Annotated in this window: 28 protein-coding genes; 21 read left to right on the forward strand and 7 right to left on the reverse strand. The window is 60.5% G+C overall.

Annotation, left to right across the window (positions count from 1 at the left end):
• The first annotated feature begins 85 nt into the window (after nucleotides 1-85).
• The gene (locus C4J93_RS12770; RefSeq protein ID WP_124362694.1) at nucleotides 86-991 is read left to right on the forward strand and encodes a hypothetical protein; all 906 of its coding nucleotides are present in this window, start codon (nucleotides 86-88) and stop codon (nucleotides 989-991) included.
• Between the two features lie 225 nt (nucleotides 992-1,216).
• On the opposite strand, the gene C4J93_RS12775 is transcribed toward C4J93_RS12770, so the two are convergent.
• Both C4J93_RS12775 and C4J93_RS12780 read right to left on the reverse strand, forming a co-directional pair.
• Nucleotides 1,217-2,125 (reverse strand): MurR/RpiR family transcriptional regulator, encoded by a 909-nt coding sequence (locus C4J93_RS12775; RefSeq protein WP_124362695.1) that lies wholly within the window; start codon nucleotides 2,123-2,125, stop codon nucleotides 1,217-1,219.
• Between the two features lie 82 nt (nucleotides 2,126-2,207).
• On the reverse strand, nucleotides 2,208-2,411 hold the full coding sequence (locus C4J93_RS12780; protein ID WP_124362696.1) for a hypothetical protein: 204 nt from the start codon (nucleotides 2,409-2,411) through the stop codon (nucleotides 2,208-2,210).
• Between C4J93_RS12780 and iolC the strand changes: the two genes are divergently transcribed.
• From iolC to C4J93_RS12840, 13 genes are all read left to right on the forward strand, one after another.
• Nucleotides 2,410-4,347, forward strand: a complete 1,938-nt coding sequence (gene iolC / locus C4J93_RS12785; RefSeq protein ID WP_124429510.1) for a 5-dehydro-2-deoxygluconokinase — start codon at nucleotides 2,410-2,412, stop codon at nucleotides 4,345-4,347. The two genes, C4J93_RS12780 and iolC, sit on opposite strands and share 2 nt — an antisense overlap.
• A gap of 146 nt (nucleotides 4,348-4,493) precedes the next feature.
• Nucleotides 4,494-5,381, forward strand: a complete 888-nt coding sequence (gene iolE / locus C4J93_RS12790; RefSeq protein ID WP_124429511.1) for a myo-inosose-2 dehydratase — start codon at nucleotides 4,494-4,496, stop codon at nucleotides 5,379-5,381.
• A 2-nt stretch (nucleotides 5,382-5,383) separates the two neighbouring features.
• Nucleotides 5,384-6,172 carry a 5-deoxy-glucuronate isomerase gene (gene iolB, locus C4J93_RS12795; RefSeq protein ID WP_124429512.1) on the forward strand — a complete coding sequence of 263 codons (789 nt, stop codon included), beginning with the start codon at nucleotides 5,384-5,386 and terminating at the stop codon, nucleotides 6,170-6,172.
• A 26-nt stretch (nucleotides 6,173-6,198) separates the two neighbouring features.
• On the forward strand, nucleotides 6,199-7,014 hold the full coding sequence (locus tag C4J93_RS12800) for a TIM barrel protein (protein WP_124429513.1): 816 nt from the start codon (nucleotides 6,199-6,201) through the stop codon (nucleotides 7,012-7,014).
• A gap of 10 nt (nucleotides 7,015-7,024) precedes the next feature.
• On the forward strand, nucleotides 7,025-8,956 hold the full coding sequence (gene iolD / locus C4J93_RS12805; protein ID WP_124429514.1) for a 3D-(3,5/4)-trihydroxycyclohexane-1,2-dione acylhydrolase (decyclizing): 1,932 nt from the start codon (nucleotides 7,025-7,027) through the stop codon (nucleotides 8,954-8,956).
• A 19-nt stretch (nucleotides 8,957-8,975) separates the two neighbouring features.
• A complete protein-coding gene (locus C4J93_RS12810) occupies nucleotides 8,976-9,986 on the forward strand; it encodes a Gfo/Idh/MocA family protein (protein ID WP_124429515.1) in 1,011 nt (336 codons plus the stop codon).
• A 138-nt stretch (nucleotides 9,987-10,124) separates the two neighbouring features.
• On the forward strand, nucleotides 10,125-11,153 hold the full coding sequence (locus C4J93_RS12815) for a Gfo/Idh/MocA family oxidoreductase (protein WP_124429516.1): 1,029 nt from the start codon (nucleotides 10,125-10,127) through the stop codon (nucleotides 11,151-11,153).
• A gap of 128 nt (nucleotides 11,154-11,281) precedes the next feature.
• Nucleotides 11,282-11,458: a hypothetical protein gene (locus C4J93_RS27135; RefSeq protein ID WP_163001556.1), complete on the forward strand. Its 177-nt coding sequence runs from the start codon at nucleotides 11,282-11,284 to the stop codon at nucleotides 11,456-11,458.
• A gap of 48 nt (nucleotides 11,459-11,506) precedes the next feature.
• Nucleotides 11,507-12,442, forward strand: coding sequence for a sugar ABC transporter substrate-binding protein (locus C4J93_RS12820; RefSeq protein WP_124404074.1), 936 nt, complete (start codon nucleotides 11,507-11,509; stop codon nucleotides 12,440-12,442).
• Nucleotides 12,443-12,507: 65 nt separating this feature from the next.
• Entirely contained in the window at nucleotides 12,508-14,061 is a 1,554-nt protein-coding gene (locus tag C4J93_RS12825) for a sugar ABC transporter ATP-binding protein (protein WP_124362705.1), read from the forward strand.
• A gap of 25 nt (nucleotides 14,062-14,086) precedes the next feature.
• Entirely contained in the window at nucleotides 14,087-15,109 is a 1,023-nt protein-coding gene (locus C4J93_RS12830) for an ABC transporter permease (protein ID WP_124362706.1), read from the forward strand.
• A gap of 960 nt (nucleotides 15,110-16,069) precedes the next feature.
• Nucleotides 16,070-16,474 (forward strand): TraR/DksA C4-type zinc finger protein, encoded by a 405-nt coding sequence (locus C4J93_RS12835; protein WP_003191666.1) that lies wholly within the window; start codon nucleotides 16,070-16,072, stop codon nucleotides 16,472-16,474.
• Between the two features lie 544 nt (nucleotides 16,475-17,018).
• Nucleotides 17,019-18,251 carry a methyl-accepting chemotaxis protein gene (locus C4J93_RS12840; RefSeq protein WP_372238180.1) on the forward strand — a complete coding sequence of 411 codons (1,233 nt, stop codon included), beginning with the start codon at nucleotides 17,019-17,021 and terminating at the stop codon, nucleotides 18,249-18,251.
• A 104-nt stretch (nucleotides 18,252-18,355) separates the two neighbouring features.
• Here C4J93_RS12840 and C4J93_RS12845 read toward each other — a convergent pair whose 3' ends face one another.
• The 3 genes from C4J93_RS12845 to C4J93_RS27140 all read right to left on the reverse strand — a co-directional run bounded on the left by C4J93_RS12845 (nucleotide 18,356) and on the right by C4J93_RS27140 (nucleotide 19,181).
• Entirely contained in the window at nucleotides 18,356-18,598 is a 243-nt protein-coding gene (locus tag C4J93_RS12845) for a DUF2789 domain-containing protein (protein ID WP_124366908.1), read from the reverse strand.
• 71 nt (nucleotides 18,599-18,669) lie between these two features.
• On the reverse strand, nucleotides 18,670-18,900 hold the full coding sequence (locus C4J93_RS12850) for a hypothetical protein (RefSeq protein WP_124362709.1): 231 nt from the start codon (nucleotides 18,898-18,900) through the stop codon (nucleotides 18,670-18,672).
• 110 nt (nucleotides 18,901-19,010) lie between these two features.
• Nucleotides 19,011-19,181 carry a hypothetical protein gene (locus C4J93_RS27140; RefSeq protein WP_164485254.1) on the reverse strand — a complete coding sequence of 57 codons (171 nt, stop codon included), beginning with the start codon at nucleotides 19,179-19,181 and terminating at the stop codon, nucleotides 19,011-19,013.
• A gap of 481 nt (nucleotides 19,182-19,662) precedes the next feature.
• On the opposite strand from C4J93_RS27140, the gene C4J93_RS12855 reads away from it, so the two are divergent.
• From C4J93_RS12855 to C4J93_RS12870, 4 genes are all read left to right on the forward strand, one after another.
• On the forward strand, nucleotides 19,663-20,133 hold the full coding sequence (locus C4J93_RS12855) for a hypothetical protein (protein WP_057725140.1): 471 nt from the start codon (nucleotides 19,663-19,665) through the stop codon (nucleotides 20,131-20,133).
• 131 nt (nucleotides 20,134-20,264) lie between these two features.
• Entirely contained in the window at nucleotides 20,265-21,281 is a 1,017-nt protein-coding gene (locus C4J93_RS12860; RefSeq protein WP_124429518.1) for an ABC transporter substrate-binding protein, read from the forward strand.
• Between the two features lie 125 nt (nucleotides 21,282-21,406).
• A complete protein-coding gene (locus C4J93_RS12865; protein ID WP_124429519.1) occupies nucleotides 21,407-21,844 on the forward strand; it encodes a DUF3995 domain-containing protein in 438 nt (145 codons plus the stop codon).
• Nucleotides 21,845-21,926: 82 nt separating this feature from the next.
• Nucleotides 21,927-22,256: a hypothetical protein gene (locus tag C4J93_RS12870; protein ID WP_124362714.1), complete on the forward strand. Its 330-nt coding sequence runs from the start codon at nucleotides 21,927-21,929 to the stop codon at nucleotides 22,254-22,256.
• A gap of 371 nt (nucleotides 22,257-22,627) precedes the next feature.
• Here C4J93_RS12870 and C4J93_RS12875 read toward each other — a convergent pair whose 3' ends face one another.
• On the reverse strand, nucleotides 22,628-22,990 hold the full coding sequence (locus C4J93_RS12875; RefSeq protein WP_124365144.1) for an NUDIX hydrolase: 363 nt from the start codon (nucleotides 22,988-22,990) through the stop codon (nucleotides 22,628-22,630).
• 125 nt (nucleotides 22,991-23,115) lie between these two features.
• Here C4J93_RS12875 and C4J93_RS12880 point away from each other — a divergent pair, with 125 nt between their 5' ends.
• From C4J93_RS12880 to C4J93_RS12890, 3 genes are all read left to right on the forward strand, one after another.
• Nucleotides 23,116-24,093 carry a Gfo/Idh/MocA family protein gene (locus C4J93_RS12880; protein WP_124429520.1) on the forward strand — a complete coding sequence of 326 codons (978 nt, stop codon included), beginning with the start codon at nucleotides 23,116-23,118 and terminating at the stop codon, nucleotides 24,091-24,093.
• Nucleotides 24,094-24,139: 46 nt separating this feature from the next.
• Nucleotides 24,140-24,769, forward strand: a complete 630-nt coding sequence (locus tag C4J93_RS12885) for a ribonuclease T2 (protein ID WP_124429521.1) — start codon at nucleotides 24,140-24,142, stop codon at nucleotides 24,767-24,769.
• 104 nt (nucleotides 24,770-24,873) lie between these two features.
• The gene (locus C4J93_RS12890; protein WP_124429522.1) at nucleotides 24,874-25,461 is read left to right on the forward strand and encodes a LysE family translocator; all 588 of its coding nucleotides are present in this window, start codon (nucleotides 24,874-24,876) and stop codon (nucleotides 25,459-25,461) included.
• Here C4J93_RS12890 and C4J93_RS12895 read toward each other — a convergent pair.
• A complete protein-coding gene (locus C4J93_RS12895; protein ID WP_124429523.1) occupies nucleotides 25,403-26,296 on the reverse strand; it encodes an AraC family transcriptional regulator in 894 nt (297 codons plus the stop codon). The two genes, C4J93_RS12890 and C4J93_RS12895, sit on opposite strands and share 59 nt — an antisense overlap.
• Nucleotides 26,297-26,299 lie beyond the last annotated feature (3 nt).

Raw genomic sequence — 26,299 nt, forward strand, 5'->3', positions numbered from 1 at the left:
TATTTTTTGTTTACGCTGGCACGCTGCCTGCACTGTCCTTTTTGAGACTTGTAACACTATTTTTCATGCCTGGAGCAAAACAACAATGATCACATCCTCATCCACGCTGCAAGAGTCGAGCGCGCTCTCCGGGGTTTCCTGGGGGGCGATTTTTGCTGGTGCCGCTGCGGCGGCTGCGCTGTCCCTGATCCTGGTGCTGCTGGGCTTCGGCCTGGGCTTTTCGGCGGTATCGCCGTGGGCCGACAGCGGCATGAGTGCCAAGGGGCTTGGCATTTCCACGATTGTCTGGCTGGCTTTCACCCAAATCGTCGCGTCGGGCCTGGGCGGCTACATTGCCGGCCGGTTGCGCGTGAAGTGGGCCAACATGCATGGCGATGAAGTGTACTTTCGCGACACGGCCCACGGGTTCCTGGCCTGGGCAGTGGCGACGCTGATCACGGCGATGCTGGTGGTCGGTTCGGTGAGCAGTGTGGTCAGCGGCGGCGTCAAAGCCGGTGCCAGCGTGGCCTCGGGTGCCGCCAGCAGCATGACTCAAGCCGCCGGCAACGCAGCAAAAGGCGCACACAGCGGTGATTTCGGCTACTACGTCGACAGCCTGTTCCGCGACGATCGCCCTGCAGCTGTCAGCGATGACGCCGCCCATGCCGTGGTCGGTCGCATCTTCGCTCGTACCCTGAGCAATGATGGCCAACTCGCACCGGAAGACCGTACCTACCTGGCCCAGTTGATCAGCCAGCGCACCAACCTCAGCCAGGCCGATGCCGAAGCGCGTATCGACAAGGTGTATGGCGATGCCCGCAAAGCCATCGAAGATGCCAAGGTCAAAGCCAAGCAAGCCGCTGACACAGCCGCCAAAGTGGCTGCTTACACGTCGCTGTGGACCTTCGTTGCCCTGCTGATCGGCGCGTTCTTCGCCAGCTTCGCCGCCACCTTCGGCGGTCGCCGCCGCGATGCTGTGGTGTACGTCGAAACCGAAACCTACGTTCGTTAATTCAAGGAGAACATGATGCGCTCATTACTGCTGTGGTTCCTCGGCATTCCAATTCCGTTGATCATCCTGATCGCAATTTTCATGCACTAAACCCGAGTATTACTCGGTCCCATGTGGGAGGGGGCTTGCTCCCGATAGCGGTGGAACAGTCGATATTGCAAGCGACTGACACAGCGCCATCGGGAGCAAGCCCCCTCCCACATTTGGTTTGCGGTGAGCCCCGCTTCAGTCGTCGAACCCTACCTGCTCGTGAATCTCATCCACCTTCAGTTCCAAGCGATACGCCACCGCAATGAACAATGCCTGGCACAGGCACAACGTCGCGCTCAATGAGCGAAAGGCGAACGACGAGCCTTCATTGACCAATAACACCGCGTTTGCCCGCTTGGCCAGGGGCGACAGGTTGCTGTCGGTGATGATCAGGGTCTTGGCCTGATGGTGCTGGGCGATGCGCAGGCAGTGCTGGGTCTCTTTGCCGTAGGGCGTGAAGCTGATAGCGATGACCAAGTCATTGGCGCGCACGCTGCGCATCTGTTCGCGGTAGCTGCCGCCCAGGCCCGAGATCAGGTGGATGCGCTTGTTGGTGTGCTGCAGGTTGTAAACCAGGTAATCGGCCACCGCGAATGAGCGGCGCACGCCGACCACGTAGATATTGTCGGCATTCACCACCAGGTCGACGGCCTTGTCGAAGGCCACGTCGTCGAGCTCCATCCCCAGGCGCTCGATGCCCGACAGCGTTGCGTTGACGCATTCACGCGCCAGGTCGCCGCCGCTGGCCTTCTGCGACTTATTGGCGATCATGCTGCGGATGCGTTGCTGGTAGTTCTGCACCGGCGTGGTCTTGTGGGTGTACGCCTCGCGAAACAGCGCCTGCATCTCGCTGAACCCGCTGAAACCGAACCGCTGGGAGAAGCGCACGATGGCCGAGGGATGCACTTCGCATTCACGGGCGATGTCGCTGATGCGGTCGACCATGATCCGGTCGCTCTGCTGGCTCATGTAGCTGGCGATGCGCTTGAGTTGGCGCGGCAGGCTTTCGTATTCGTCGGTGATCAGCTGCAACAGGCGTTCGGCATTGATCGGAGGGCTGGCGATCGTATCTTCCAGGTGGGTCTCGGGATCGGTGCGGGACATGGGCAATCCTTCTGGCGTGTTCGTCTGGTGCGCTGATGGGTGGCGCAAGTCTACAGGGTAGGCGCAAAAAAATACCTCGGCATCACGGCCCGCCTGGGCTGCTGAAACGATGCACGACGGCTGCCGCAGCATTATGCTGGCTTATTGGAAAAAATATTCCACTAAAAATAATTATGGAATAAATATTGATTGCGGCCGCCGGACGTTCTAGTCTGCTCCCACCAAGAGCGTTTGCCGTCGCCACGGCGGCACAACGCAGGCTGATAAAAATAACAGGAGCCAGCATGGGCCAGACTCGTTTTGCCAGTGGGCGTCAATTGGATCTGATTTGCCTCGGACGCCTGGGCGTCGACCTCTATGCGCAGCAAGTGGGGGCGCGGCTTGAGGACGTGTCCAGCTTCGCCAAATACCTCGGCGGTTCTTCCGCCAACATCGCCTTCGGCACGGCGCGGCTGGGGCTCAAGTCGGCCATGCTCAGCCGCGTGGGCGACGACCACATGGGCCGCTTCCTCCTGGAATCCCTGGCCCGTGAAGGCTGCGACGTCAGCGCGGTCAAAGTCGACCCGGAACGCCTCACCGCCCTGGTGCTGCTTGGCCTCAAGGACCGTGAGACCTTCCCCTTGGTGTTCTACCGCGAAAACTGCGCCGACATGGCCCTGCGCGCCGAAGACATCAGCGAAACCTTCATTGCTTCCAGCAAGGCGCTGCTGATCACCGGCACGCATTTCTCTACCGATGGCGTGTACAAGGCCAGCATTCAGGCGCTGGATTACGCGGCCCGGCACAACGTCAAGCGCGTGCTCGACATCGATTACCGCCCGGTATTGTGGGGCTTGGCCGGCAAGGCTGATGGCGAGACCCGTTTCGTCGCCGACCAGCAGGTCAGCGAGCATGTACAGAAGATCCTGCCGCGCTTCGACCTGATCGTCGGCACCGAAGAAGAATTCCTGATCGCCGGCGGCAGTGAAGACTTGCTCGCCGCACTGCGCAAAGTGCGTGAACTGACGCCCGCGACCCTGGTGGTCAAGCTCGGCCCACAGGGCTGCACGGTGATCCATGGCGCTATCCCGGAGCGCCTGGAAGACGGGGCGATCTACCCCGGCGTGCGCGTGGAAGTGCTCAATGTGTTGGGCGCCGGCGATGCGTTTATGTCGGGCTTCCTCAGTGGCTGGCTCAACGACGCAACCGATGAGCGTTGCAGCCAGTTGGCCAATGCCTGCGGCGGCCTGGTGGTGTCGCGCCACGCCTGCGCGCCGGCCATGCCCACACCTGTCGAGTTGGAATACCTGTTCAACAGCCCGGTGCCAATTACCCGGCCGGACCAGGACGCGACCCTGCAACGCCTGCACCGCGTCAGCGTGCCGCGCAAAACCTGGAAGCAACTGTTCGTGTTCGCCTTCGACCACCGCTGGCAGCTGGTGGACCTGGCTCAACGCGGCGGCCAGGACCTGGCGCGCATCAGTGATGCCAAGCAACTGTTTATTCAGGCCATCGAACGCGTCGAGAAAAAACTGGCTGATCAAGGCATTGAAGCCGACGTCGGCCTGCTCGCCGACCAGCGCTTCGGCCAGGACGCGCTCAACGCGGCCAGCGGCCGCGGCTGGTGGATTGCCCGCCCGGTGGAAGTGCAGAACTCGCGGCCCTTGGCGTTCGAGCATGGCCGCTCCATCGGCAGCAACCTGATCGCCTGGCCTCAGGAACAGATCATCAAGTGCCTGGTGCAATTTCATCCCGATGACGCGCCGCTGCTGCGCCTGGAACAGGAAGCGCAGCTCAAGGCGGTGTACGAGGCGTCGATTGTCAGCGGGCATGAACTGCTGCTGGAGGTCATCCCACCCAAGGATCACCCCTCGACCTATCCGGACGTGCTCTACCGCAGCCTCAAGCGCCTGTACAACCTGGGCATCTACCCGGCGTGGTGGAAGATCGAGGCGCAATCGGCCGAGGACTGGAAAAAGCTCGACGAACTGATCGAAGAACGTGACCCGTACTGCCGTGGTGTGGTGCTGTTGGGCCTGAACGCCTCGGCCGAATGCCTCGCCGACGGCTTCCGGCAAGCCAGCCGAAGCACGACCTGCCGAGGTTTTGCCGTGGGCCGCACGATCTTCCAGGAACCGAGCCGTGCGTGGATGGCGGGGGAGATTGATGATGAGAGCTTGATTCAGCAGGTACAGGCCACCTTCGAACAGCTTATTACCGCCTGGCGCAGTGCCCGAAATTAAATCAGATCAAATGTGGGAGGGGGCTTGCCCCCGATGGCGGAGTGTCAGGCAACACTTCTGTGACTGAACTACCGCTATCGGGGGCAAGCCCCCTCCCACATAAAGCAGATTTTCAGTGTTAGTTGAAAACAATAAAAGGTGCAGCCATGCCCGCAATCCGAATTGGCATCAACCCGATCTCCTGGAGCAACGACGACCTGCCGGCCCTTGGCGGTGAAACGCCGCTGAGCACCGCCTTGAGCGAAGGCAAGGAAATCGGCTACGAAGGTTTTGAACTCAACGGCAAATTCCCCAAGGACGCCAAAGGTGTCGGCGACGTGCTGCGTCCCTATGACCTGGCGCTGGTGTCCGGCTGGTATTCCAGCCGCCTGGCGCGGCGTTCGGTGGCTGAAGAAATCGAGGCCATCGCCGGCCACGTCGAGTTGCTCAAACAGAACGGCGCGAGCGTATTGGTGTATGGCGAAGTGGCCGACTCGATTCAGGGTTCGCGCATCCGTTTGATCGAACGCCCGCGTTTTCACAGTGAGCAGGCGTGGCAGGCCTACGCCGACAAACTCACAGAACTGGCGCGGTTCACCCTGTCCCAGGGCGTGCGCCTGGCTTACCACCACCATATGGGCGCCTATGTCGAATCCCCCGAGGATATCGATCAGTTGATGGCACGCACCGGCCCGGAAGTCGGCCTGCTGTTCGACTCGGGCCACTGCTACATGGGTGGCGGCGAACCCCTTGAAGTGCTGCGCAAACACATCGAGCGCATCTGCCATGTGCATTTCAAGGACGTGCGCAAACCGGTGGTGCAACTGGCGCGCAACCAGATGTGGAGCTTTCCCGACTGCATCGTCAACGGCACCTTCACCGTACCCGGCGATGGCGATATCGACTTTGCCGAATTGCTCGATGTGCTGTTGGCCGCCAACTACGCGGGCTGGCTGGTGGTCGAGGCCGAGCAGGACCCAGCCGTGGCGCCCAGCTACATCTATGCAAAAAAGGGCTATGACACCTTGCGTGCGCTGCTCAACGAGAGGACTTAACCATGAGCTTGCTGGTCAAGAGCAATAAACGTGGGCAGACGATGGTCGCCCTGGAAGCCGGGCGCCTGGAGTATGTGGGTTTTAGCGCTTATCGCCTGAGCCTGGGCGAAACCTTGCCTGTCAGCGCCGGCGATAAAGAACTGTGCCTGGTGCTGCTCAGCGGCCGGGTGAATATCGAAGGCGAGGGCTTCGACTGGCAGAACCTGGGGGACCGTCAATCGGTATTCGAGGACAAATCCCCGTTCGCCGCCTACCTGCCGCCGGGCACCCAGGCCCAGGTCACCGCCTTGAGCGACGTGCAGATTGCCGTCTGCGCGGCACCCAGCACAGAAGGGTACGCGCCGCGCCTGATCCGCCCGGAAAACTGCAAGCGCAGCGTGCGTGGCAAGGGCGCCAACACCCGCTATGTGTGCGACATCCTGCCCGACAGCGAGCCGGCGCATTCGCTGCTGGTGGTGGAAGTGCGCACGCCGTCCGGGCATTCGTCGAGCTACCCGCCGCACAAGCACGACACCGATGACCTGCCGCACCAGAGCTTTCTGGAGGAGACCTACTACCACCAGGTCAACCCGCCCCAGGGCTTCGTGTTCCAGCGGGTGTACACCGACGATCGCAGCATCGACCAGGCCATGGCCGTGGAAAACAGTGACCTGGTGGTGGTGCCCAAGGGCTATCACCCGGTCAGCGTGCCGTACGGCTACGAGTCGTATTACCTGAACGTCATGGCCGGCCCCAAGCGTGCCTGGCACTTCCATAACGACCCGCAGCACAGTTGGCTGCTGGACCTCTGAACGGTTTTGCACGGAGAACAACAACAATGAAGTCGCCGTTACGTTTTGCCCTTAACCGCATGGTCGCGCCCAACCTGTCCCTGCCGGATTTCATCCAGTTGGCCGTGGCCTTGAAGTGCGACGCCATCGAGATCCGCAATGACCTCAAGGACCGCCAGATCGAATACGGCGCCCCGGCCAGCCGCGTGCGCCAATTGTGCGCGGCCCAGGGCATCACGGTGCTGTCGATCAACGCGCTGTACCCCTTTGATGTGTGGAATGACCAGCGCCGTGCCCAGGCGATCGAGCTGGCCACCTATGCCCGGGAATGTGGCGCGCAAGGCCTGGTGATGTGCCCGTTCAACGAGCCGGGCGACACCCGCAACGAAGCCCAGCGCGCCGCCGGTTTGCGCACGGCGTTAAGCGAGTTGGCGCCGATCCTGCGCGAGCACGGGATTCTCGGTTTTATCGAACCGCTGGGCTTCGAAGAATGCGCCATGCGCCGCAAGCGCGTGGCGGTGGACGCGATCCAGTCCATCGGCGGCCTGGATGTGTTCCGCCTGGTGCACGACACCTTCCATCATCACTTGGCCGGCGAGCACGAGTTCTTCCCTGAGCTGACCGGGCTGGTGCACATCTCCGGCGTGGAAGATGCCGAGGCGCCGCTCAATTCGATCCGCGACGGCCACCGCGTGCTGGTGGGCGAGGGCGACATCCTCGGTAACGCTGCGCAGATCGACACCTTGCTCAGCACTGGCTACAGCGGCTACCTGTCGTTCGAGCCGTTTGCCACAAGCGTGCATGAGTTGGCGGATATCCGGCAGGCCTTGGGGGCAAGCATCGCCCACCTGCAAAAACGTTAAGGGGCGCGACATGACCACAACCCGACTGACCATGGCCCAGGCCCTGGTGAAGTTCCTGGATAACCAATACATCGAAGTCGATGGCGTGCAGAGCAAATTCGTCGCCGGCGTGTTCACGATATTCGGCCACGGCAATGTGCTGGGCCTGGGCCAGGCGCTGGAGCAGGACAGCGGCGACCTGGTGGTGCATCAGGGCCGTAACGAGCAGGGCATGGCCCACGCTGCCATCGGTTTCGCCAAGCAGCACCTGCGGCGCAAGATCTACGCGTGTACCGCGTCGGTCGGGCCCGGCGCGGCAAATATGCTCACCGCCGCGGCGACCGCGACCGCCAACCGTATTCCGTTGCTGCTGTTGCCGGGCGATGTCTACGCCAGCCGTCAACCGGACCCGGTGCTGCAACAGGTCGAACAGTTCCACGACTTGAGCATCAGTACCAACGATGCGTTCCGCTGCGTGAGTAAATACTGGGACCGTATCAACCGCCCCGAGCAACTTATGACGGCGGCGATCCAGGCCATGCGCGTGCTCACCGACCCCGCCGAAACCGGCGCGGTGACCTTGGCGCTGCCCCAGGACGTGCAGGCTGAAGCCTGGGACTATCCCGACTATTTCCTGCAAAAGCGCGTGCACCGTATCGAACGTCGCCCAGCCACCGCCGCGATGCTTGGCGATGCGCTGGCGGCCTTCAGCGGCAAGCGCAAACCGTTGATCATCTGCGGTGGCGGGGTTAAATACTCCGGCGCGAATGCCGCGTTGCAGGCCTTCGCCGAGCGCTTCGATATTCCCTTCGCCGAAACCCAGGCGGGCAAGAGCGCGGTGGTGTCCAGCCACCCGCTGAACGTTGGCGGCATTGGTGAGACCGGCTGCCTGGCGGCCAACCTGCTGGCGCCCGAGGCGGACCTGATCATCGGCATCGGCACCCGTTATACCGACTTCACCACGTCGTCCAAATCGCTGTTCAAGCACACCGAGGTAAAGTTTCTCAACCTCAATATCTGCCCCGGCGATGCGTTGAAACTCGACGGCGTGCAAGTGCTGGCCGACGCCAAGGTTGCCCTCGAAGCGTTGGCCGATGCCCTCGGTGATTACCGTTCCGGCTGGGGCGAGCAGATTGCTGACGCCAAGGCGCAGTTGGATGCCGAGGTCGACCGCGTGCATCGGGTCGAATACCACGGTGATGACTTCGTCCCCGAAGTCGACGACCACCTGGACCGCGCGGTACTGCGCGAATTCATCGAGCTGACCGGCTCATGCCTGACCCAAAGCCGAGTGCTTGGCGTGCTCAATGCGACGCTCGCCGATGACGCAATCATCGTCGCCGCCGCCGGCAGCCTGCCCGGCGACCTGCAGCGCGCCTGGCGCAGCAAGGGCGTCAACACCTACCACGTCGAGTACGGCTATTCGTGCATGGGCTACGAGATCAACGCCGCCCTCGGCGTGAAGCTGGCCGAGCCGAGCAAAGAGGTGTACGCGCTGGTCGGCGATGGCTCCTACATGATGCTGCATTCGGAGTTGGCCACCTCGATCCAGGAGCGCCGCAAGATCAACGTGGTGCTGCTCGACAACATGGCCTTCGGTTGCATCAACAACCTGCAGATCGGCAACGGCATGGACAGCTTCGGCACCGAGTTCCGCTATCGCAACCCCGAGAGCGGCAAGCTCGACGGCGGCCTGGTGCCGGTGGATTTCGCCATGAGCGCGGCGGCTTACGGCTGCAAGACCTACAAGGTCAGCAGCGTGGAACAGCTTGAAGCGGCTCTGGCCGATGCGCGTACTCAAACCGTGTCGACCCTGATCGATATCAAGGTGCTGCCCAAGACCATGGTGCACGGCTACCTGTCGTGGTGGCGGGTGGGCGTGGCGCAGGTGTCCACCAGCGAACGCACCAACGCCGCCGCGAAAAAACTCAATGAACACCTGGCCAAGGCCCGGCAGTACTAATAACAAGAGGAGTGTTTGTATGTCGTTGAAGCTTGGAGTGATCGGTACCGGTGCCATCGGCCGTGACCATATTCGTCGTTGCAGCCAGACCCTGCTCAACAGCCAGGTGGTGGCGGTTACCGATATCAACCTGGAACAGGCGGCCAAGGTTGTGGCCGAGTTGAAGCTGGACGCCGAGGTATACCCGGATGGTCACGCGCTGATCAACTCGCCGCAGGTGCAAGCCATACTGGTGACCTCGTGGGGGCCGAGCCACGAGGAGTTCGTGCTCGCCGCCATCGCCGCCGGTAAACCGGTGTTCTGCGAGAAACCCCTGGCCGTGACCGCCGACGGCTGCCGCAGGATCGTCGAGGCCGAAGTGGCGCACGGCAAACGCCTGGTGCAAGTCGGTTTCATGCGCCCATACGACGAAGGTTATCGCGCCTTGAAAGCCGTGATCGACAGCGGCCAGATCGGCGAGCCGCTGATGCTGCACTGCGCGCATCGCAACCCGACGGTGGGCGAAAACTACAAGACCGACATGGCGATTACCGACACCCTGATTCACGAACTGGATGTGCTGCGCTGGCTGCTCAACGATGACTACGTCTCGGTGCAGGTGGTGTTCCCGCGCAAGACCAGCAAAGCCCTGGCCCACCTGCGCGACCCGCAGATCGTGCTGCTGGAAACCGCCAAGGGCACGCGCATCGACGTCGAAGTGTTCGTCAACTGCCAATACGGCTACGACATTCAGTGCGAAGTGGTGGGGGAGAGCGGCATCGCCAAATTGCCCGAGCCTTCCCAGGTGCAACTGCGCAGCGGCGCCAAGCTGTCGAATGCGATTCTGATGGATTGGAAGGATCGCTTCATTGGCGCTTATGACGTGGAATTGCAGGCGTTCATTGACAGCGTGCGGGCCGGGCAAGTGGGCGGGCCGTCGGCGTGGGATGGCTATGCGGCAGCGGTGGCGGCGGATGCGTGTATTGAAGCGCAGGGCAGTGGGCAGATCGTCAAGGTCAGCCTGCCAAACCGCCCACACTTCTACGGCTGACACTCGGTCAATGTGGGAGGGGGCTTGCTCCCGATTGCGGTGTGTCAGTTGGCAAATCAGGTGACTGATCCACTGTCATCGGGGGCAAGCCCCCTCCCACACTTGATTCGGTTTCCACTTCCAGTAAGGAGTGACTTCATGCGAATCGGACTGGTCGGCTATGGCCATGGAGGGCGCTTTTTTCATGCGCCACTGATTGCAACATTGCCGGGCGCCACGTTTGTGGGGGTGGTGACCCGTTCGCCCGAGCGGCGTCAGCAACTCAATACCGATCTGCCAGGGGTCAGGGCGTTCGACAGCATCGGCCAGATCGTCGAAGCCGGCGTCGATGCCCTGGTCATCTCCACCACCCTCAAGGGCCGCCCGGCGCTGGTGCTGGAAGCCATCGAACACGGCGTGGCGGTGGTCAGCGACAAGCCCTTCGCCGCCAACGCCGAGCAGGCCCAGGCCTTGATCACCGCCGCTGAACGCCAAGGCACGCTGCTCAGCGTCTATCAGAACCGACGTTGGGATTCGGATTACCTGACCCTGCGCAAACTCATCGACGCCGGTGCCTTGGGTGAGATCACCCGTTTTGAGTCCCGTGTCGAACGCTACAGCCCGCAGGCAGTGGGCAATGCCAGCGGCGGCGGCTGGTTGCGCGACCTCGGCAGCCATCTGGTGGACCAGGCCCTGCAATTGTTCGGCCCGGTGGACAAGGTATTCGCGCAATTGCAATTCACCCCTGAGCACCCCAACGTCGATCACGGCTTCTTCGTGTCCCTGACCCACGCCAACGGAGTGGTCTCCCATTTGTGGGGCAACGCCCTGCAGAACTGCCAGGCCCCGCGTTTTCGCGTCAGCGGCACCTTGGGTTGTTACACCGTGGACGGGCTGGATGGCCAGGAAGAAGCACTGATGGCCGGCAAGTCGCCGAAAACCGAAGGCGAGCACTGGGGCGCAGAAGAACATCGACGCTGGGGCTGGTTCGAACAGGGGCCGGAACGCGAGCGAGTGCCCTCTGAAAAAGGCTGCTGGACCCAGTTCTATCGGCAGTTGCAAACGGCGGTGCAAGGCCAGGGCCCATTGCCCGTGGACGCCTATGACGCGTTGGAAACCACCCGTATATTGGACGCTGCACGCCTGAGCGCCGAGCGCCAGCAGGTGGTTTCAACAAAAATAGAATAAAATTCTAAAACAGGTTGATATGGAAATTATTTTCCAATAAAGTCTTTTTCAGGTTGCATAAAGTACGTCTTGGGCTCGACCCCGGCGACTCAACAAAAACAAGATCAAAAACAACCAGGTACCGTCAGATGAAAATCTTCAACGCTGTACTGCGAGTTTTACGCCCTGCCCACACGCCACGCGCACTGCCCCGCGCCCGGCCGTTCTACTTCTCCTTCCTCAATGTGCTGTGCGTCGAAAACCAGGGCGCGCTGGTCTGCTGCATTCCAGGCGCGCCGGTGGTGCGGGTGCCCGCCGAGCGCTGATAAACGCAACGTCCATAAAACCAACAAGAAAGTGGAGACAGACCGTTCATGAAGACCCCGATCCGTTTTACCGCGCTGGCCCTGTCGATGCTGCTCGCCAGTGGCGTCGCCACGGCCGCCGACATCAAAGTAGGCGTGAGCATGTCCGCCTTCGATGACACCTTCCTTACCTACCTGCGCGAAGACATGGACAAGCAAGCCAAGTCCTATCCCAAGGGCGACGGCGTGCAACTGCAGTTCGAAGACGCCCGCGCCGATGTGGTCAAGCAACTGAGCCAGGTCGAGAACTTTATCAGCCAGAAAGTCGACGCCATCATCGTCAACCCGGTGGACACCGCCTCGACAGCCAACATCATCAAGGCCGCCACCGCCGCGAAAATTCCGCTGGTGTTCGTCAACCGCCGTCCCGACCAGAAAGACTTGCCCAAGGACGTGGTCGCGGTGACGTCCGATGACGTTGAAGCCGGCAAGCTGCAAATGCAGTACATCGCCGAAAAACTCGGCGGCAAGGGCAAGATCGTGATCCTGCTCGGCGACCTGGCGAACAACTCCACCACCAACCGCACCAAGGGCGTGAAGGAAGTGCTGGCCAACTACCCGGGCATCAAGATCGAGCAGGAACAGACGGGTACCTGGTTGCGCGACAGGGGCATGACCCTGGTCAACGACTGGCTGACCCAGGGCCGTGAGTTCAATGCCGTACTGGCCAACAACGACGAGATGGCTATCGGTGCGGCCATGGCGCTCAAATCGGCAGGCACCAAGCCCGGCACCGTGTTGATTGCCGGGGTCGACGGCACGCCGGACGGCCTCAACGCAATCACCAAGGGTGAGATGGCCGCCTCGGCGTTCCAGGATGCCAAGGGCCAGGCCGTGGGCTCGGTGGAAGCGGCGCGCAAGATGGCCAGGAACGAGCCGGTGGAGCAGAACGTGGTGATCCCGTTCAAGCTCATCACCCCGGACAACGTCAAAGACTTCAAGTAGCCCTGACCTCACAACCCTAAGCCGGCAGGGCGGTCACGGCCGCCCTGCAGATGGAGTACCTTCCTATGCTCGCTCATGCCACTGTCTCGCAGCCGCCGGGTATCCAGCCGCTGGCGCAGGACGAACCCTACCTGCTGGAAATTCTCAACATCAGCAAAGGCTTTCCCGGCGTCGTGGCCCTGGACGATGTGCAGTTGCGGGTGCGCCCCGGCACGGTGCTGGCGCTGATGGGCGAGAACGGTGCGGGCAAGTCGACGCTGATGAAAATCATCGCCGGCATCTATCAGCCCGATGCCGGCGAAATTCGCCTGCGCGGCAAGCCGATTGTGTTTGAAACGCCCCTGGCGGCCCAAAAGGCCGGGATTGCGATGATCCACCAGGAACTCAACCTGATGCCGCACATGAGCATCGCCGAGAATATCTGGATCGGCCGTGAGCAGCTCAACAGCCTGCACATGGTCAACCACCGCGAAATGCACCGCTGTACCGCCGAGCTGCTGGCGCGGCTGCGCATCAACCTCGACCCGGAAGAACAGGTCGGCAACCTGAGCATCGCCGAGCGGCAGATGGTCGAGATCGCCAAGGCCGTGTCCTATGACTCCGACATCCTGATCATGGATGAACCGACCTCGGCGATTACCGAGAAGGAAGTCGCCCATCTGTTTTCGATCATTGCCGACCTCAAGTCCCAGGGCAAAGGCATCGTCTACATCACGCATAAAATGAACGAAGTGTTCGCCATCGCCGATGAAGTGGCGGTGTTTCGCGACGGCCAGTACATCGGCTTGCAGCGTGCCGACACGATGAACAGCGACAGCCTGATCTCGATGATGGTCGGCCGTGAGCTGAGCCAGTTGTTCCCGGTACGCGAGACGCCGATCGGCGACTTGTTGCTGTCGGTGCGCAACCTGAGCCTGGACGGTGTGTTCACGGACGTTTCGTTTGACCTGCACGCGGGCGAAATCCTCGGCATCGCCGGGTTGATGGGCTCGGGCCGCACCAACGTGGCGGAAACCATTTTCGGCATCACCCCAAGCAGCAGCGGGCAGATCACCCTCGACGGCAAACCGGTGCGCATCAGCGACCCGCACATGGCCATCGAGAAGGGCTTTGCGCTGTTGACCGAGGACCGCAAGCTCAGCGGCCTGTTCCCGTGCCTGTCGGTGCTGGAGAACATGGAAATGGCGGTGTTGCCGCACTATTCGGGCAACGGTTTCATCCAGCAGAAAGCCCTGCGCGCCTTGTGCGAAGACATGTGCAAGAAGCTGCGGGTAAAAACCCCTTCGCTGGAACAGTGCATCGATACCTTGTCCGGCGGCAACCAGCAGAAGGCGCTCCTGGCGCGCTGGCTGATGACCAACCCGCGACTGTTGATCCTTGATGAGCCGACCCGTGGCATCGATGTGGGCGCCAAGGCCGAGATCTACCGCCTGATCGCCTTCCTCGCCAGCGAGGGCATGGCGGTGATCATGATTTCCTCAGAACTGCCCGAAGTGCTCGGCATGAGTGATCGGGTGATGGTGATGCACGAAGGCGAATTGATGGGCACCCTGGATCGGGCTGAGGCCACCCAGGAAAAAGTCATGCAATTGGCCTCCGGTATGACCGTGGTCCACTGACTCCAGAATAAGAAGGTAATTGGCTATGAACGCAATAACAGACAACAAGCCGGCGATGGCACCGGTCAAGAACCGTCGACGCATGCCCACTGAATTGAGCATCTTCCTGGTGCTGATCGGCATCGGCCTGGTGTTTGAACTGTTCGGCTGGATCGTGCGCGACCAGAGCTTTTTGATGAACTCCCAGCGCCTGGTGCTGATGATCCTGCAAGTGTCGATCATCGGCTTGCTGGCCATCGGCGTGACCCAGGTGATCATTACCACCGGCATCGACCTGTCGTCCGGCTCGGTGTTGGCCTTGTCCGCGATGATCGCTGCCAGTTTGGCGCAGACTTCCGATTTTTCCCGCGCGGTGTTTCCGTCCCTGACCGATTTGCCGGTGTGGATCCCGGTGGCGATGGGCCTGGGCGTGGGGCTGCTGGCGGGGGCGATCAACGGCAGTATCATCGCGGTGACCGGTATCCCGCCGTTCATTGCGACCCTGGGCATGATGGTCTCGGCCCGTGGCCTGGCGCGTTACTACACCGAAGGCCAGCCGGTGAGCATGCTGTCTGATTCGTACACGGCCATCGGCCATGGCGCGATGCCGGTGATCATCTTCCTGGTGGTGGCGGTGATTTTCCATATTGCCCTGCGCTACACCAAGTACGGCAAGTACACCTACGCCATTGGCGGCAACATGCAGGCGGCGCGTACTTCGGGGATCAACGTCAAGCGGCACCTGATCATCGTCTACAGCATCGCCGGCCTCCTGGCGGGCCTGGCAGGCGTGGTGGCCTCGGCCCGTGCGGCGACCGGCCAGGCCGGCATGGGCATGTCCTATGAACTGGACGCGATTGCGGCGGCGGTGATCGGCGGCACCAGCCTGGCGGGCGGGGTAGGGCGCATCACCGGCACCGTGATCGGCGCGCTGATCCTCGGCGTGATGGCCAGTGGGTTTACCTTTGTCGGGGTGGATGCGTACATCCAAGACATCATCAAGGGGCTGATCATCGTGGTGGCGGTGGTGATCGACCAATATCGCAACAAGCGTAAGCTCAAGCGCTGAGACAATATTGAGGACAGCACCGGTCAAATGTGGGAGGGGGCTTGCCCCCGATGGCCATAGGTATCTACACAACTTTGTAGCAGCCTACGGTAACCACGATGCGAAGCGAGCCGCTCTTGATCTTGCTCTTGATCTAGGCGCCCCGTTAAACCACGCTGGCCGGAATTCGATAGTGATTTGGGGGGTAAACCGGCAGGGATGCCGGTTTAGCCGCCCCGCGCCATGGATGGCGCGTGGCGGCGGCCCCCCAAATCACTGTCGGATTTCGGGCACACCGAGCCTAAGCGAGGTGCCGAGTGGTGGGGCAAGAGCGTTTTGCTTACTTTTGCGCTTTTCAAAAGTGAGACGCCGTAAGGGCGGAACCCTAAGCCGCCGTTACCGCAGCAACGGATATGTACTCGCTCTGATCCAACATCCTGGTCGGCTGTCAGGCCGCCATCGGGGGCAAGTCGAATCGTCGCACCGCCCCTCCCACATTTGGATCGCGCGGCATCAGTCAGATAGCTATAGGCCGCCAGGTCGCCACGGGAGCAAGCTCCCTCGCCACAGGTTCAGGGCTACGCCAAAGTTGTGTAGATACCTATGCCCCGATGGCGGTGGCTCAGTCAAACAGATGGCGACTGACACTCCGCAATCGGGAGCAAGCCCCCTCCCACATTGAGTAATGCGCCAGCTTGTTCAACCGTTTGTCTTCTATATAGCTCACCTGGACTGAATTTCTTGCTATAAACGCACTCCGATGACCGTTCGCCAAGCCCGTCCTGGTGCTTTTGGGGGTTGATCGGGAAAAATGCCTGTCATTTCAGTTGCTGCGCCTTCAAGTCGGCCTTAGACTGCCGCCCCTCGTAAATTGAGTGCCGGGTGGCGCTTGGAACGGATGGCGCCTTTCCGAGACCTGCAGAGGTCGGCCGGAACGCTCCCTTATTCGCCTTAATGCACGTATTTTTTATAGAGAAATCAATGACAAAGGAAAAGTTGCTGGCCATGCCGGCGGATGACTACATGAATGCCGAACAGCACGCTTTTTTTGAGAAGTTGCTGCAAGACATGAAAGTGGAACACCACGAGCGCATTGAACAGAACCGTATCGCCATTGAAAGCCTGGACACGCCTGCCGACCCGGCTGACGCTGCTTCCGTGGAAGAAGAGCGCACCTGGCTGGTCAATGCCATCGACCGCGACCAGCGCATGTTGCCGCAACTGGAGCGTGCCCTGGAACGTATCAAGGAAGATTCCTTTGGGTGGTGTGATGACAGCGGCGAGCCTATCGGCCTCAAGCGCCTGCTGATCAGCCCCACCACCAAATACTGCATCGAAGCGCAAGAGCGCCACGAGCAGATCGACAAGCACCAGCGTCAAGCCTGATGTGCTGCATGGGGGGCCGCAGGCTCGGCTCCCCAAAGAATTATTCGTTACGCCCTGGTTATTGATCTACTGCATGCACTTGCACTAAAGGCCCATGGATAATGGCCCGATAGTGGCGTTTAATGCAGACACAATAACGACAAGCAGCGGGGTAACGACAATGGCTGGAGACGGATCTCTGACGGGCGCAGCAGTGCCACCGCAATCGGTGGCGCGCGTGCTGCCCGGCTGGCTCACACCGCTCGCGCAGAGCGCCGCCCTGGTGCTGCTACTGCTGGGCCTGGCGTTTACCCGCTTGCCGATTTATGTGTGCCTGCCGCTGGCCTTGCTGGTGATCTGGCTACCCCGCCTGAAAAGTCCCAAACCTGGGGTGGCGCACGCTGCGGCCAGCGATGCGATTGGCGAGCTGACGCGCGATCTGTCCTATACCACCAGCCATAACGCACTCTCCGCTGCGGGCGTGGCCTATTCGGTCAAGCAGCTGGCGGCGCGTTTGCAGTCGCAGCTGGGCGCCTCCCAACAGATCGTCAGCAGCGCGCAAGTGATGATCAGCACCGAACAGGTCACTTCCCAGCTCAGCCGCCAGGCCTTGGGCGCGGCCAGCCAAGCCCATCAGCGCAGCAGCGAAGGCCGGGAAGTGCTGGTGCAGTCCATCACCCGCATGCATCAACTCAGCCAGCGTGCCGATGCAAGCCGCGAGCTGATCGAAGCCTTGAGCCAGCGCAGCGAGGAAATCCAGCGTGTGACGCTGGTGATCCAGTCTATTGCCAGCCAGACCAACCTGCTGGCGCTGAACGCGGCGATCGAGGCGGCGCGGGCCGGTGAACATGGGCGTGGCTTTGCCGTGGTCGCCGATGAAGTACGCGGCCTCGCTGGCCGCACGGCCACGGCCACGGATGAAGTCGGGGTGATGGTCGCTGACATCCAGCAACGTACCGCCCAGGTGGTGGAGCAGATTCGCCAACTGTCGGCGGACCTGCACACCGGTGTTGAACAGGTGGAACATGCCGGCGAGCACTTGGCGAGCATCGCCAGCCTGGCGGCGGATGTGGAAACCCAAGTCAGTGAAATCGCCCAGGGCACCGACACCAATCGCACGCAACTCGACAGCCTGTTCCACGCCGTGGAGCAGATGCGCAGCGACCTTGCGGTAAGCGATCAGCAAACCCGCCAGCTCGCCGACGCCGCTGTGCAAATGGAAGGGCAGGCGGAAACCATCAGCGAGCGCTTGGCGCAAGTCGGCCTGGATGACTATCACCAGCGTATCTACGACTTGGCACGCGAAGGCGCCAGGCGCATTGCCGAACAGTTCGAGGCGGATGCGCTGAGCCGCCGGATCAGCCTCGAGGATCTGTTTGACCGCAACTACACACTGATTGCGAATACCCGTCCGAGCAAATATAAAACCCGTTTTGACGCTTACACCGACCAGGTGTTGCCCGCCATTCAAGAGGCGCTGTTGCCACGTCATGAAGGCTTGGTGTTTGCCATCGCCTGCACCCAACAGGGCTACGTGCCGACGCATAACAAAGCGTTTTCCCACGCCTTGACCGGGGATGACCAAGTGGACGCAGTGCAGAACCGCACCAAGCGCAAGTTTGACGACCGTACCGGCATACGCTGCGGTAGCCATCAACAGCCCATGTTGCTGCAGACTTACACGCGCGATACCGGCGAGCTGATGCACGACTTGTCGGTGCCGATCATGGTCCAGGGGCGCCATTGGGGTGGTTTGCGTTTGGGCTACAAGCCGCAAGGTGCAAAGCCAGGGCGATAACGATACGACGCGTCACCGCCTTCACCAGCAGTGAGGAGGCGCAGGAATGCAAGGCTGCCTGGCAAGCGCTGATGCGCCGGAGCAAGCAGACAGCCTGCATTGCATCAAACGCTGGGAGACTCGTGCAGCAGGGCGTTGAGGTCATCGACCGCAGGCGCCCATTCGGCGTCGATATGCAATTGTTCCCTGAGGAAGGCCGCTTGTTGCTCGCTCCAGAACGGCGCGTCGATGAGTTTGACGTCATCCGGCAAACGGTGTTCGGCGGTGAAGCGTTCGATGGCTTCCTGGCTGGAATCCAGGCCTAGTTGTTCGAACAGGGTTTCAAGTGTCGGGGTGGTGGTGTCCATAACATTCTCCATGCGGGCTGATCATCGTCCTGCATGTGAGGGGTATGGCACGCCAGAGTTCTATCGGATTATCAAGAACTGAGTGCGCCTGAATCCACGGCGGCTTTCAGCTCCTTGGCGGCTTCTTTCGCTGCGATGGCCGCAGCGTCGACAGTTTTGAACCAGCGGTCTTTTTCTACCTGATGCGCTGTGACTGTGGTCAACGGCGGTTTGGCCCGCATGATGATGACCGCTTGGAACTCACCGTCTACTTCCCTGGCATCGCCATGGATAAAAAATTCGCCAATATCAAATTCCGTCACGTATAGGCTTCTCTTCAAGGTAACTGCACTGATGAAACCTGACCCGCACGGGGCAAACTCCAATGGACGGGTCAGTATGGCAGTTGTTGAAGGGCCGCTGTGCAGTAAAGTCAGCCAGGTGACGAAACGAGTGTGCCGTGCAGGCTATACAAGTTGGCTTCCAGGGCTTTGGCCAGTGCACACGCCTTGGTGTGATCGCTGCGAAAGCCTTTTATCCTGCCGCTGGTCACTTCCTGGATATGGAAAAAATTCCTTCCGGCCGGCACAACGCGATAAAGCACGGAATGGGAGTACCCATCGGGCGTAGGTAAGCAGTAGTATTGCGGTTCGCCTGGACATGATGAATGCGAGTGGAAGGACGTATCATCGTGTTGACGTCGTAGCATGCTCAGCTCCTGTCGATCGACCTTGTTGATATAGCCGCCACGTTTCGGGTGGTTTGACTTGTGTTGCTGTTTTAGTATTGTCGTTGGCGGCGCGTGCCTGGTTCCATGCCCAGGTGTTTTCTTTTGTGATGCGTGTCGGAAAACTGCGTTTTTAATCGGGTTATTCTCTGAAGTTGTTCGACCCGTATTCTCGGGTCGTTGAACCTGTGATTTGCTGTGTTGCCGGATGACCTCGTATAAGGGCCACCGCGCTTATCTGTACGGGTCTTATGGGTTTTCTTCAGGTTTTTAACGAGTCTGTGATCGTGCCGTAACGGCCGTTTTTTTGTGCTGCCCGCTCAAGCGGCCAGTGCTATTTCGATGTGGGGGCGTTTCCTTGGCAGTCAGTAATCTGGATATGCACGCGTTATTCGTGCTGGGTGATTTGCGCGCAAAGTTGGTCAAGCAGTTTCAATCTCGTTTTGTCTACGTCACCGAGCAGACACCGGAAGGTATCTACATCGCTGAGATCGATACCGAAGCGGCGTTGGTGGTGGACGACAAGCCACGCCTGGAACTCAAGGTCGGCGACCATTTTCGCGCGGCGGTATTGCCCAGCCGCGAAGGTGGCAAGTTCGAACTGAAATTCCGCGATATCAAGTTGACCGTATACGGCTTGGGCGACTACGCGTTTGTGTCATCGGCCGAGGGCGAGGGGATTGTGTTCAAGGAAGGCCACAGCGTCATGCTGGTATTTGCTGCTCACGAACAGCTGCAGGAAGGCCTGACCAAAACCCTCAAGGCCGTGACAGGCAAAGCCGCCAAGTGGCGCAAGGGCGAACTGGTGACGTTCAAGGCCAGCGAATAAATATCACCACGGCGAACTTCTTTTATCTTCCGGAACCTCTACTACAGTTGAGTTGACTTAACTATTCAGAGGCTTCGCGCTTAGCAGCAAAGCCGTCCGCTGATGGCTGCGATATCGCGAGGTGCGAGGGGATGAAAGGAATACGAACACTGTTGGCTGCATCGTTGACGGCCCTGGGCCTGTCACTGGCGTCAATGCCGGTATCGGCCGCCCAGGCGCCGGTGCACTTTGCCGACCTGAACTGGGAAAGCGGCAGCCTGATCACCGAGGTGCTGCGGTTCATTGTCGAGAAGGGCTACGACTTGCCCACCGACACCTTGCCCGGTACCACCATCACCCTGGAAACCGCCCTGGCCAAGAACGACATCCAGGTGATCGGTGAAGAGTGGGCGGGCCGCAGCCCCGTCTGGGTCAAGGCTGAGGCCGAAGGCAAGGTGGTGGGCCTGGGCGATACGGTCAAGGGCGCCACCGAAGGCTGGTGGGTGCCGGAGTACGTGGTCAAGGGAGACCCGAGCAAAAACATCAAGCCCCTGGCCCCTGACCTGAAAAGCGTAAACGACCTGGCGCGCTACAAGGATGTGTTCCAGGACCCTGAGTCTCCCGGCAAAGGGCGCTTTCTCAACAGCCCCATCGGCTGGACCTCGGAAGTGGTCAACAAGCAAAAGCTCAAGGCGTACGGCCTGGACGACAGCTACGTGAACTTTCGCAGCGGCTCGGGGGCGGCACTGGATGCCGAGATTGCGTCGTCGATCCGCCGGGGCAAGCCGGTGCTGTTCTACTACTGGTCGCCCACGCCGTTGATGGGCCGCTATAAATTGATTCAGCTGCAGGAGCCGCCGTTCGACGCCGAGGCCTGGAAGACGCTGACGGATGCGGACAATCCTGATCCCAAGCCGACGCGCTCGCTGGCCTCGAAATTGAGCATCGGCGTGTCTACGCCGTTCCAGAAGGAGCATCCGCAGATCGCGCAGTTTTTCGAGAAGGTTGAGTTTCCCATCGAGCCGCTCAACAAAGCGTTGGCAGCGATGAGCGAGCATCACACAGCACCCAGGGACGTCGCCCAGGCGTTCCTCAAGGAGCATCCAGACGTGTGGAAAGCGTGGTTGACGGACGATGTAGCGCGCAAGGTTGAGGCAAGCCTCAAGTAGAGCGCGGGTCAACCGGGGCGCATGAGAGAGCGGGCTGTCCCGGCGAGCCCGCTCCGCCGACGAAATACCTGCAGAAACCTTCAGGGCGACTATCCTCATTCGCACATTTCTATGAGGAGCCCGCCATGAGCTTCATCATCGCGCGCTGGATCGTCGCCATTTTCACCTGCATCAGCATGGTGCATCTGTACTGGGCCGCGGGCGGCAAACTCGGCAGCCTGGCCGCCATTCCTCAATTACCGGGCGAATTCGCCAGCGGGCCAAGGCCGGCGTTCAAACCCTCGGCGCTGGGCACCTTTCTGGTCGCCATGGGGCTGGTGGCGATTGCGCTGCTCGTCTGTCTGCGCGCCGGGCTGTATTTTTCGCCGGTGTCCCATGGGGCGCTGCAATGGGGGATCAGTGCGATTGCTGTGGTGATGTTTGCCCGGGCGATCGGCGATTCGGAGCTGGTGGGGTTTTTCAAAAAGGTGGTGGGCTCAAGGTTCGCCAGGCTGGACACCTACTTTTATTCGCCGCTGTGTCTGGTGTTGGGCGCTGGCCTGTTGGTAGTGGCATGGGCCTGAGATAAGGCAATCTGATGGCCCCTCTGTAACAAAATTCTCGCCAGAATCACTTTTATTTTCAGGTGGTTAGGTGAGGAAGCTAATGCGCACTGTTGGAATCATGCTGATTGCCTGTTCCCTGGCCGGCGGCGCGGCAGCCGCGCAGGCCCGGGAGTTGCGCGAGGGCGACAAGTATATGTGCAGTTGGGGCGCGGGCACGGCTGCCAGGGCTCAGGAACTCAAGCTTTCGGGGGTGTCGCTGTACGCCGCGCGGCAAAAGATCCAGACCATCAAATTCAACAAATCGTGGATGCGCATGATGGCCATGGGTATTACCGAGCAGACCTATGACAGCCGTTCACGGCTCAAACCTGAGGCGATTCGCCAGAGTTTTTACCAGGATTGCGTGCGCTATAAAGTGGCGCGTAAATAGTCTGGAATACGCACTGTACAATGAACAAACGGTGTGGGAAGTATGAAAGTGGAATATCTAATAACCCTTATTTATAAGTGGATTAAGTTCAAAGCCTTGCCCCTAACTCGCACCAAAAAGTGGCACAAATCTGCCTCTTTCCTTAAAAAACATGTGGTTATTGAATGACTTACGACTCTTCCATTCCGACGAAAGGAAGAAAATAATCTTGTGACGTGTTTTTGCAATCGCTACTATAGCCGTGCGTTCACCTCCCACGGTTTATGCATTTTTAAATCCCAAGTTTCCATCAGCTACTTGGGATTTTTTTTGCCTTGAATTTGACTCTGTGCACAGCAGTGCCAGCACGGCTCGCCAGTCAAGCCGTCGCGTCAGAGGCGACGCAGGAAGGACTTGACGATGTGCCGTGTGGCGTCAGTGGTGTCCAATTCATCGAGAGCGTTGTAGGCGTACCACTGGCAGTCGACGATCTCGTTGCACGGTCGCGCCTCGTCGATGTTCACCACTGAGGCCTCAAACACATGGTGCAGGGTGTCGCGGGCCTTCAGCTCCTGAAGGTACAGCAAGCCGTCCACGTTCAACCCGGTCTCTTCTTCCAGCTCGCGCTCTGCCGCGCCCACCGGGCGTTCGCCGCGTTCGACCTTACCGCCCGGCAACGCCCATTTCGATCTTGCCTTGCGCACAAAGAGGATATGCCCCTCGTGTTCGCATATGACCGTGGCCCGTATTTTCATCATCTTTGCCTGTAACGAAATCTCTGTCATAAAAGTGTAATGCAATTGTCATGCTAAGTGGTTATGGCGCGCCAGGGTGTGTATGTGGATACTGCCCGATTGACATAAACGAACGAGGAGAGCAGATGAGCACCGTACGTTGGGGCATGATCGGCTGTGGCAGTGTCACTGAATTGAAGAGTGGACCCGCTTTCTACAAAGCGCCAGGCTCCGCCCTGGTGGCCGTGATGGGGCGGCGCGAGGACGCCGTGCGCGATTATGCGACACGTCATGGGATTGCCCGCTTCTATACCGACGCCCAGGCCCTGATCGACGACCCCGAGGTGGACGCGGTGTACATCGCCACGCCACCCGACAGCCACCTCGAGTACAGCTTGATGGTGGCAGCGGCAGGCAAGCATTGCTGCGTCGAAAAGCCCATGTCGTTGAACGCCGAACAGAGCGCATTGATGCAACGCACCTTCGAGCGCGCCGGGCTGCACCTGTTCGTCTCTTACTATCGGCGCTCATTGCCACGCTTCCAGCAAGTGCGCAGCTGGTTGCAGGAAGGCCGTATCGGCGAGCTACGCCACCTGACCTGGACCCTGTGCAAGCCCGCGACACAGGCCGACACCAATCCCGCCAATTGGCGCACGGATCCGGCGATTGCCGGCGGCGGTTATTTTGCTGACCTGGCCAGCCATGGGTTCGACCTGTTCCAGTACCTGGCGGGAGATATCGTCGAAGTCTCGGGCTTCACCGCGCGGCAGGCCGGGCGTTACGCGGCGGAAGATGCAGTAACCGCCTGCTGGACCTTTGCCAGCGGTGCGTTGGGCATGGGCTGCTGGAACTTCGTGGCAGACCGCCGCGAAGACCGGGTCGAGCTGATCGGCAGTCATGGGCGCATCACGTTCTCGGTATTCGAAGACCAGCCGCTGCGTCTTGAAGGGGCGGTTGACGAGGTGCTGGAAGTGCCTTGTCATGCGCACATCCAATGGCACCACGTGCTTGCGATGAATGCCCATATCCGTGGGGAAGCCAAGCACCCTTCGCTGGCAATCGAGGCGCTGAAGACGGATCGAATCCTGGACAAGGTGCTACAACGTTACTCTCAACATCCCTAGCCGTCGCGATAGCGTGGTGATTCACTTTGTTTAAACGGATATCGCGATGAAATACTGGATGGTGGGGTGGCTGCTGATCGTCACTGGGGCAACGGCAGCGCCGCGCAGCCAAGGGCTGCCAGGGGAATTTGATTTCTATGTATTGTCGCTGTCATGGTCGCCGACGTTTTGCCTGACACACCCGGACAATGAACAGTGTTCGGGCAAAGGCTACGGGTTTGTCCTGCATGGCTTGTGGCCGCAGTACGCGCGGGGCGGGTGGCCGGCCTCCTGTGCCCCTGACGTGCGATTGACCAACGAGGAAATGCGCAAGGGCGCGACGCTGTTTCCCACCCGTGCGCTGCTCAAGCACGAATGGGCCAAGCACGGCACCTGCAGCGGGCTCGTGCCGCTGGATTACCTGGAGAAAACCGATACGGCACTGGGGGCGGTGGTCATTCCGCCACAACTGCAGCCGTTCAATACGCCGCCGTCATTAGCGGCCAGCGAGATCGAGGCGCTGTTTCGCGAGAGTAACCCACGCATGGGCAATCACGGGATGGCCGTCACCTGCAAAGGCAGAGTCCTGTCTGAAGTGCGGGTATGCCTGACCAAGGACCTGGCCTTCGCCGGTTGCCCGCGCAGTGTCAAAAGCCAGTGTCGCAGCGGCGATATCCGGATCCCCGCGCAGCGCTGAGCCTGGATGCCTCGCGCAGCTTGAGGGGCATTTTGTTCAATACCGAGTTCGCTCCAGCCTATACCGTGATGCCATCCCGTCTGGCATCACGAAAAGGAACCGCAATGAGCTTGATCATTTCCATGGCTGCCTTCGCCCTCGCCACCTCCATTACGCCAGGGCCGGTCAACGTGGTCGCCCTGAGCAGCGGCGCGCGCTTCGGGTTTGCCGCCAGCCAGAAGCACGTGTTCGGCGCTGCGCTTGGCTTCACGCTGCTGTTGATACTGATTGGCCTGGGCCTGCACGAGGTGCTGCTGCGCTGGCCGATCCTGACCCAGTTGATCCAGTGGGGCGGGGTGGCCTTTTTGCTGTACATGGCCTGGAAGCTCGCCGTGGATGATGGCCAATTGCAGGCCGATGGCGCCGCCACGGCGCCATCGGTGGTATACGGCGCGATCATGCAGTGGCTCAACCCCAAGGCCTGGCTGGCCTGTGTGGCGGGGATGGGGCTGTTTGCGGCGGATGGCGATGCCGGGCAAGTCTGGTTGTTCGCCGGTCTCTACCTGGTGATCTGCTACCTGTCGGTGGCGTGCTGGGCCTATGCCGGAACATTTCTGCGGCGCTACCTGCACAATCCCCAGGGTGTCAGAGTATTCAACCGCTCGATGGCCGCGTTGCTGGTGGCCAGTGTGGGTTATTTGCTGATGGCTTGAGTATTTCGCGGTATTGCCCGGGCGTGGCGGCGAAATGCTGTTTGAACGCGCGCTGGAAATGCGCCTGGTCGGCAAAGCCTGCGGCCAGGGCCACGTCGGCGATCAGCTCGCCATTGCGCAGTTGGGTGCGGGCGAACTGGATACGGCGATTGACCAGAAACGCATGGGGCGTCAGCCCGTAATACTGCTTGAAGGCGCGGATCAGATAAGACGGCGACAGCTCGGCCGCCTGGCAAATGTCCTCGAGCTTCAGGGCCTCGGTGCAGTGTTCACGGATGTAGTCAGCAGCTCGCTCCAGTTTGTGATTGACCTCCCGTACCGATGCGAGCGAAGGGTTCAGGCGCTGCTGCACCTCGCTGAAGTAGCTCACCAGCGCGCTCTGTTTGTGCAGCAGTTCAGCCCGCTCATCCACCAGCAGGCGGTACAACGCCAGCAAGCCGTTGTACAACGACGGGTCCCGCGTGTGTGGGGTGTTGAACGGGCGGTAACCTTGGTCGGTACTGAAGCCTAGTTGGTGCTGCAGGTCGGTCAGCCAGAGCGTGTCGAGGTAGAGCATATGGTAGGACCAATGCTCGTTTTCGATGGGATTGCAGGCATGCACATCGCCGGGGTTCATCAACACCACGGTGCCGGCGCTGATCTGGAAGGTCTGCGCGCCATGGTGGTAATAGCTGCGCCCGCGGGTGATTGCGCCAATGGAAACATGTTCATGGGCATGCCGCGTATACGTCACCTTGCGTCCGTCGGCGATGGTGCGCGCCTCGATGAACGGCAAGCGCTCATCGCGCCAGAAGCGCGGCGAGTGCGAAGGGTGGGCGCGAGTGTTCAACGACATGGC

Source organism: Pseudomonas sp. R2-37-08W (genome assembly GCF_003851705.1).
Lineage (GTDB): Bacteria > Pseudomonadota > Gammaproteobacteria > Pseudomonadales > Pseudomonadaceae > Aquipseudomonas.